The sequence below is a fragment of the Metasolibacillus fluoroglycofenilyticus genome, from assembly GCF_003049645.1.
Classification (GTDB): Bacteria; Bacillota; Bacilli; order Bacillales_A; family Planococcaceae; genus Metasolibacillus; species Metasolibacillus fluoroglycofenilyticus.
On record NZ_PYWK01000011.1, the window covers coordinates 1 to 7,718 of the forward strand.

Annotated in this window: 6 protein-coding genes, 2 tRNA genes and 1 rRNA gene; 4 read left to right on the forward strand and 5 right to left on the reverse strand. The window is 38.2% G+C overall.

Annotated elements, in window-relative coordinates:
- Positions 1-50: 50 nt before the first annotated feature.
- From C9J36_RS16840 to C9J36_RS16850, 3 genes are all read right to left on the reverse strand, one after another.
- Positions 51-126 (reverse strand) — tRNA-Val (locus C9J36_RS16840).
- A gap of 4 nt (positions 127-130) precedes the next feature.
- A 5S ribosomal RNA gene (rrf, locus tag C9J36_RS16845) occupies positions 131-246 on the reverse strand.
- 305 nt (positions 247-551) lie between these two features.
- Entirely contained in the window at positions 552-1,430 is an 879-nt protein-coding gene (locus tag C9J36_RS16850; protein WP_066167663.1) for a LysR family transcriptional regulator, read from the reverse strand.
- Between the two features lie 108 nt (positions 1,431-1,538).
- On the opposite strand from C9J36_RS16850, the gene C9J36_RS16855 reads away from it, so the two are divergent.
- Positions 1,539-2,555 carry a DUF2332 domain-containing protein gene (locus C9J36_RS16855; protein ID WP_107943836.1) on the forward strand — a complete coding sequence of 339 codons (1,017 nt, stop codon included), beginning with the start codon at positions 1,539-1,541 and terminating at the stop codon, positions 2,553-2,555.
- 191 nt (positions 2,556-2,746) lie between these two features.
- Here the strand turns inward: C9J36_RS16855 and C9J36_RS16860 are convergent, their stop codons facing one another.
- A complete protein-coding gene (locus tag C9J36_RS16860; protein ID WP_107943837.1) occupies positions 2,747-3,829 on the reverse strand; it encodes a cysteine desulfurase family protein in 1,083 nt (360 codons plus the stop codon).
- 91 nt (positions 3,830-3,920) lie between these two features.
- On the opposite strand from C9J36_RS16860, the gene nadB reads away from it, so the two are divergent.
- The 3 genes from nadB to nadA are packed head-to-tail and all read left to right on the forward strand — an operon-like array spanning position 3,921 to position 7,402.
- A complete protein-coding gene (nadB, locus tag C9J36_RS16865) occupies positions 3,921-5,495 on the forward strand; it encodes an L-aspartate oxidase (protein ID WP_107943838.1) in 1,575 nt (524 codons plus the stop codon).
- The gene (gene nadC / locus C9J36_RS16870; RefSeq protein WP_107943839.1) at positions 5,452-6,312 is read left to right on the forward strand and encodes a carboxylating nicotinate-nucleotide diphosphorylase; all 861 of its coding nucleotides are present in this window, start codon (positions 5,452-5,454) and stop codon (positions 6,310-6,312) included. The genes nadB and nadC overlap by 44 nt, the downstream gene beginning before the upstream one ends.
- Complete coding sequence (nadA, locus tag C9J36_RS16875) at positions 6,299-7,402, forward strand: quinolinate synthase NadA (protein ID WP_107943840.1); 1,104 nt, start codon at positions 6,299-6,301, stop codon at positions 7,400-7,402. Before nadC ends, nadA begins: the two co-directional genes overlap by 14 nt.
- Positions 7,403-7,632: 230 nt before the next feature.
- Here nadA and C9J36_RS16880 read toward each other — a convergent pair.
- A tRNA-Glu gene (locus C9J36_RS16880) sits at positions 7,633-7,704 on the reverse strand.
- Positions 7,705-7,718: the final 14 nt, after the last annotated feature.

Genomic DNA, 7,718 nt, shown 5'->3' on the forward strand with positions numbered 1-7,718 from the left:
CTGATTACAAGTCAGTTGCTCTACCAACTGAGCTACACCGGCATTTTGTTTGGTGGAGGATGACGGGTTCGAACCGCCGACCCCCTGCTTGTAAGGCAGGTGCTCTCCCAGCTGAGCTAATCCTCCATTTGCCTAGCGATGTCCTACTCTCACAGGAGGAAGCCCCCAACTACCATCGGCGCTAAAGAGCTTAACTTCCGTGTTCGGTATGGGAACGGGTGTGACCTCTTTGCCATCATCACTAGACTATTCTCTATTTCAGAACGTTCATCCGTTCTTCAAGACAAGAATTAGTATATAATGTTCTCTCACATTATGCAATACTTTTTTTGAAAAAAATAATATTTTTTTCTAATTGATAAAGTGAAGCTTCAATTAGTCGATTTTCAATTAAATCTGAAGTGGGCGTCTTACTGCCCGTTAATGCGGGATAAAATAAAATACTCTGTTGCCCATTATAGCAAGTGATTTTCTAAAAGAAAATAGCTAATTTCACTCAGTTGAAATTAATTATAATAGTATATTAAGAAACTTGATAGTACATGCTCTTTTCAATACATATAAGAGTTTCTTATTTTCTTTAATAAGGGCAAGAGCTGCTCATTTTCTTTATCGTATTTTATAAATAAATCAATTACTGGTAATTCAAATAAATCAAAATCGATAATATTAAATCTGCCTTCCATCATCTCTTTATATATCGTTGATTTTGGTAAAAAGGCCATCCCTAGTCCATCTTTAACAAACTGTTTAACAATATAAGTTTGAGAAATTGACATTGTACGTATAAATGAAAAATGTTTCTTTAGCAATGGCTCAATCAATACCGATTCTTTTAAATGTCCAGTAAGTAAGGGGTATTTTTCAAATAAAGAACGATAATCATAATGTTCTCCCGTCTCATCATCATAACTATCTAATGGAACAGCAAGCTGTAGCGGACTCGACATAATTTTTTCAGCATGTATAAGGTGATGCCTGCTTCCTCCAATGCCAATACCTATATGTACTTGATTAGCTAAAAGCTGCTCGTCAATTTGCTCTGAATCCACAACCGCAATTTTAATTTCATATTCCTTATGCTCCATTAAAAATTGATAAATAATAAGTGGTAAATTTGTTTCTACTAGAAGTGGTGATAAAGCAATTGTAATGCTTTTTCTATACTGATTTGCGTAAAACAATGTATCGCGTTTACTGTCCTCCACTTTTTGTAAAATTTCCTTTGCTTGCTTTAAAAAGAATTTCCCTTCCTCTGATAGCCATATTTTTGTGTGCTCTCGATGAAACAACTTAACTTGCAAGCTTTCTTCTAATAGCTGAATATGTATTGTAATACTCGGCTGAGATATAAATAGCTTTTCCGCTGCTTCACGGAAATTCCCTGTATCAGCAGCGACGACAAAAGACTGAATCCACTTTAGTTCCATTTTACACCTCTGATTAATTTTTTTAATCAATTCAATTAAATTTAATTAATTTATTTAATTTGATAATTATTTTACAGTGATAATATCAAAGTATATGGAGGATTATCAATGGAAAAATTGATTTTATCGTTTACTCGCTTTGCCGAAATAGAAACAAAGAATAATAGTTCATTATACTACTTTTGGTGCAAAAAAATTATTCATGACAAGGAAATGCTGCAATTGCTTATACAAATTCCCGAATCCCAACCGAAACCTAATTTGTTTTTTGCAGCAATCCAATTTTTATTAATGAGATATGATGACCCATTAAAAAAATACATTCCATCGTTCGTGTTAAATCCTTTACCTATAGAAGAAAGTTATTCAGCCTTACAAAAGTTTGTAAAAAAGTATGAACAAGCGCTCATTCAATGCTTTCAAACAAGGCGTGTTCAAACAAATGAAGTTCGACGGAGCGCTTATTTATATCCTATTTTTAGCGACATTGCGAAAAGAGCTCAAAAACCGTTAGCCTTAATTGAAATTGGCACAAGTGCGGGTCTTTTATTGAATGTTGATAAATATTGCTATGAAGTAAAGGAAGGTGATTCCTTTATTTATTACGGTCATCTAGAAAGCCAAGTACTACTTAAATCCGAGAATATAGGAAATGCTTTGACGTGCTACAGAGACTTTCAAGTATCTGACCGTTACGGCATTGATTTGAATGTTTTACAGCTACAAAATAGGGATGATTATATGTGGCTAGAAGCTTTAATATGGCCAGAGCATAAGGAGCGACGCAAGTTATTACATCAAGCGTCAACTATTCATTCAGAAGTACCCAAAACATTATTAAAGGGAGACGTGCTTCAACTACTACCATCTATCATTCAGAATATTTCTAATGCGCATCAAATCGTTATTTTTCACACACATGTCGCTAATCAGTTTTCAAACGAGTTAAAGGAAGCGTTTCAACAAACTTTAGCAAATATAGCGAAAGATAAGCCCATTTATCACGTTTACAATAATATGTATGATGAAAATATTCATGTCGATTACTTATCGGCACATTTGAATGAAGAAATCCGGCTTCTCCCTAAAGCAGGAAGCCATGGGCAATTTTTTTCTTGGTGTTAAGCGTGTAAGACTCCTTTACAATGAGCGTCCAAAAAGCCGTGCAGAGCCGGCTTTTTTGGACACTGTCGTTAGTGTTTCTTCAAAAGGCTCTTGGAAAACGGGAGAAACATTGCGCTTAGCGCATTTTTCTCCGAATGAAGTGAATTGGTGAAATTAAATTTTCCTTGCATCGTAAAAACCCCACAGCCGCCTCACTTAATCAACAGAAGAGCTTGTCGTACTTTTGTTAAACTCTCAATAGATGTGCTTTCCCCAAAAGACATTCTAAAAAATTGGCGAGCAGCGGTTATTGAATAGCCCATTGATAAAATGGCCTTTGTACCTGAATCACTGTGAATATCACAAGCACTTCCAGTAGATATTGCAATTCCAGCTTCATTTAACTTTAATAAAACATACTGCCCTTCAACCTTTTCCATTATTACGCCGCAAATATTCGGTAATTGCTCCTTTGATTCAATAAGTTCACAGCTTTCTGGTAAGCTTTCTTTTAAATATTGACGCAATTTTTCATAGTGGCCTCTTTCATAATGGTATTCTTCAACGGCTGTAGCAAAGGCAACAATGGCCGGTGTATCTAACGTACCTCCACGCAAGCCTTTTTCGTGTGTAACCCCCGGTGCTAAAGGTGGCACACCTAGTTTTGGATTTATATAAATTGCTCCACAGCCTTTTGGACCACCAATTTTATGAGCTGATACAGTGATGGCATCGACTTGAATTTGTAGCGGTAATTTACAAAAAGATTGCACACAATCAACATGCATGAATATATCATGTGTTTTTGCAATGTGAGCTATTTGTTCAATTGGCTGAATGGCGCCTATTTCAGAATTGACATGCTGAATTGCAATCAATGCAGTTTCTTCACATATTGCTGCGCGCAATTGTTCCACATCAATACAGCCATCCTGCTGTAGGGCCAATTTCGTAACACGATAGCCCATTTTTTCTAATGTATTTAACGCGGCATGAACAGACGTATGCTCCGCTTGTGATGAAATAATATGCTTCCCCTTACTTGAGGCAAGCGCTAATGACAAAATTGCTATTATATTTCCCTCTGTCCCACTACCTGTAAAAATAATACCGTCTTTATTACAATTAAGGGCTTGTGCAATGACCTGTCTCGCCTGTTCTACAAAATATTGTGACTGCCCACCTAAATCGTGCAAACTAGCACTGTTGCCATAATATTTTTTTGCAACTTCACAATATACTGCTAGTGCCTTTTCTGTCATTGGTGCTGTTGCTGCGTAATCTAAATAAATCATATTTTTCTACCCTTCTTTCTTCTTAAGTCTTGTTTTCTTCTTTATTTTATGTAAAGATATGTGTCAAGACAACTGTAAAGAAGGTTTTATTATGTACATAAAGACAGATGTTCTTATTATCGGTAGTGGTATAGCTGCACTTCAAGCCGCTCGTATATTAGGGCAATATTTTCAGGTGCAGCTTGTGACAAAGTCTTCTATAACAACAAGTAGCTCTTACAGAGCGCAAGGAGGCATTGCTGCCGTTACAACACGAACAGACAATATTAACTTCCATATTCACGACACATTACGCGCAGGTGAATATCATCATATTTTATCGAATGTTGAGCAATTAATAAAAAATGGTGCACAGCTTATTGATGAGCTTTTACAACAAGGTCTACCAGTTGATAGGGATACGAATGGCGAACCAATCCTCGGTTTAGAGGGAGCGCATAGCCATAACCGTATTTTGCATGCTGGAGGAGACCAAACTGGCAAATGCTTTATTCATTATTTAATAGACCAGCTACCTCGAGCCGTTACAATTAATGAACACGAGACAGCTTATGAATTGCTATTAAATACAAATGGCGAGTGTATCGGTGCACTTACAACAGGAAATCAAGGTTCAAGACGCTATCTTGCCCATCACACTGTCATTGCAACAGGCGGAGCTGGTGCTCTTTATAGCTGCACCTCTAATTTTTCTACTAATACTGGTGATGGCATTGCCCTTGCCTATCATGCTGGGGCAGCTATTAGCGATATGGAATTTATGCAGTTTCACCCTACTTTGTTATGGTGCAATGACAAGGCAAAAGGTTTAATATCCGAAGCGGTACGTGGAGCAGGAGCTATTTTTGTTAATGCCAAACGACAACCGATTATGCAAGGTCGTGATTTAGCACCTCGACATATTACGGCGCACACACTATTTATGAAGCGCCTTGCTGGAGAAGAAACCTTTCTAGATATTTCAATGATTGAAAAATTCAAGGAAAAATTCCCTACGGTTACAAAGCTATGTATTGAAAATGGCATATCTTTACAAGATGGCTTAATTCCTGTAGCACCAGGTAGCCATTTTTTAATGGGTGGCGTGATTGCGGATAGTTCAGGACAAACTTCCATCCCTTTTTTATATGCTATAGGAGAAGTTGCCTGTACTGGGGTACATGGCGCAAATCGCCTTGCAAGCAATTCCTTATTAGAAGCAATAACGTTTGGACAGCGAATGGCACAAGCGATTATTGAAAAAGGCTTGCAGCAGCAAAATTTTATATTTAAGCAAAGCAGTAATGAGGGTGCTATGCCCCATTTATGGACTAAAGACCAATTACAGCAAAAGATAATGGAAACATTGGGTATCGTGCGAAATCCTTTAAGCATTCAAGATTTTTTGCAGCAATTGCCATCATTACAAACGCTGCTTTCTACTAAGAAGGAAAACTTAAAGTGCGAGCAACTAGAGCTTTACATGATGCATATTGTTGCTATATTAATGGCAAAAGCCGCATTAACTCGCACTGAAACACGCGGTGCACATATTCGTACAGACTACCCTAGCGCGGATACAAATTGGGCAAATCGCTGGATTATTTTTTCACAAGGACAAATGGAAGTGAGGGATTCTTTATATGAATATAATCAAACTCGAGGAAATGCTAAAGCAGTTTTTTAATGAAGATATGGGTGATGGCGATTTATCAAGCGAGCTTATTTTTTCAGTAGATCAGCAAGGAGCATTTTCTTTTTATGCCAAAGATAACGGAATTTTTTGTGGTGCCCCTATTATCGAGCAAGGCTTTCGCTTACTTGACCCATCTATCGTCATTACTTTTCATAAAAAAGATGGAGAAATTGTTAAAAGTGGTGATTTAATTGCCCATATTCAAGGCTCACTTCAAAAGCTTTTAATAGGTGAACGCGTAATTTTAAATTTAATTCAACGAATGTCAGCAATTGCTACTGCTACTCAGCGTGCCGTCAATAAAACGCTTGGCACAGAAGCAAAAATACTTGATACTCGTAAAACTATTCCTGGTTTACGCATGCTTGATAAATATGCAGTACGTGTGGGCGGTGGCTACAATCATCGCAACGGCTTATACGATGCAATTATGCTAAAGGATAATCATATTGCTTTTGCCGGAAGCATTACAAAAGCAGTTCAGGCTGCTCGTGCCAAAATTGGTCATACTGTCAAAATTGAAGTAGAAATTGAAACAAAAGCACAATTAGATGAAGCTGTTGCTGCTGGAGCGGATATTATTATGTTCGACAATCGTTCACCCGCTGAAATAAGCGAGTGGCTACCTTCTATCCCTAGTCATATTGCAACGGAGGCTTCTGGCGGTATTACACTTGAAAATTTAAAGGCTTATGCGCAATCTGGCGTGCAGTGGATTTCTCTTGGTGCACTTACACATTCCGTACAAGCTTTCGATATTAGCGCACTTGTTCAATTGAAAGGAGAAGATTGTCTTGTCAATCACTAATTTACTACAGCAAACATCTTTATTACCAGAGCATTATCGAACATTATCAGCGGCTGAGATGGAGGCTCGCATATTAAAAATAAAAAAAAGTTTAGGAAACAAACTTTTTATTTTGGGTCATCATTATCAAAAAGATGAAGTAATTCAGTTCGCTGATGCCACAGGAGATTCCCTACAGCTCGCCCAAATTTCAGCAGCAAATAAGGAGGCAGAGCATATCGTATTTTGCGGAGTGCACTTTATGGCGGAAACAGCGGATATGCTAACAACTGACGAGCAGCATGTTTATTTACCAGATATGCGCGCAGGGTGCTCAATGGCTGATATGGCTGATATTTATCAAACAGAGCAAGCATGGCCGGTTTTACAAAAACTTTTCGGTGATACGATTATCCCTCTAACTTATGTTAATTCTACTGCCGCAATTAAAGCATTTACTGGTAGATACGGTGGGGCTTGCGTTACATCGTCCAATGCTAAAGAGATGGTTAAATGGGCATTCACGAAAAAGCAGCGCATTTTATTTTTACCTGACCAGCATTTAGGTCGCAATACGGCGTATGAGCTAGGCGTTCCGCTTGAGAATATGGCTGTTTGGAACCCACATAGCCAAAAGCTTGAAACAGAACAACCAATTGAAAATATTCAAGTGATTTTATGGAAAGGTCATTGCTCTGTCCATGAAGGTTTTACAGTTCAACACACAGCGATGATTCGTCAAACGTATCCCGAGATGCGCATTATCGTTCACCCTGAATGCAGTCGTGAAGTTGTAGCGGCAGCGGATGACGCAGGCTCGACAAAATACATTATTGATACAATTAACCAAGCGCCAAGTGGCTCATCTTGGGCAATTGGTACAGAAATGAACCTTGTGCGTCGCATTATCAAAGAGCATCCAGATAAGCATATTATTTCTTTAAACGAAAACTTCTGTCCTTGTTTAACGATGAATCGCATCGATTTACCACATTTACTATGGTCACTAGAAAGTATTGCTGCTGGTCAGCCACAAAATCGCATTGAAGTAGATGAAAATACAGCTGTAGAAGCACGTATCTCACTTGATCGTATGCTAGCACGTGTTTAATAAGGAAAGGCAGTCGGTTTCCCCGCTGCCTTTCCTTTTATTAAAGATTTAATCACAAAGTTACGATTCGCCCAATTGACCAAAAAATTCGCTCATAAACAATTGGAATTTACCCGATTTATAGCTAATTTCACCCACAAACCTGCTTGATTCGCCCGTAAATTTTCGCAATGTAACCAAACCAAAGGAAAAAAGCAGTACACGTCCTATGACATGCACTGCTTTTTAAATGACCCGTACGGGATTCGAACCCGTGTTACCGCCGTGAAAGGGCGGTGTCTTAACCACTTGACCAACGGGCCTTCGTTGCTGGCGG

Bases quoted from the DNA above. Each gene is read 5' to 3' on its own strand.
- C9J36_RS16850 (WP_066167663.1), bottom strand. From the start codon at position 1,430: ATGGAACTAAAGTGGATTCAGTCTTTTGTCGTCGCTGCTGATACAGGG.
- C9J36_RS16855 (WP_107943836.1), top strand. From the start codon at position 1,539: ATGGAAAAATTGATTTTATCGTTTACTCGCTTTGCCGAAATAGAAACA.
- C9J36_RS16860 (WP_107943837.1), bottom strand. From the start codon at position 3,829: ATGATTTATTTAGATTACGCAGCAACAGCACCAATGACAGAAAAGGCA.
- nadB (WP_107943838.1), top strand. From the start codon at position 3,921: ATGTACATAAAGACAGATGTTCTTATTATCGGTAGTGGTATAGCTGCA.
- nadC (WP_107943839.1), top strand. From the start codon at position 5,452: ATGAATATAATCAAACTCGAGGAAATGCTAAAGCAGTTTTTTAATGAA.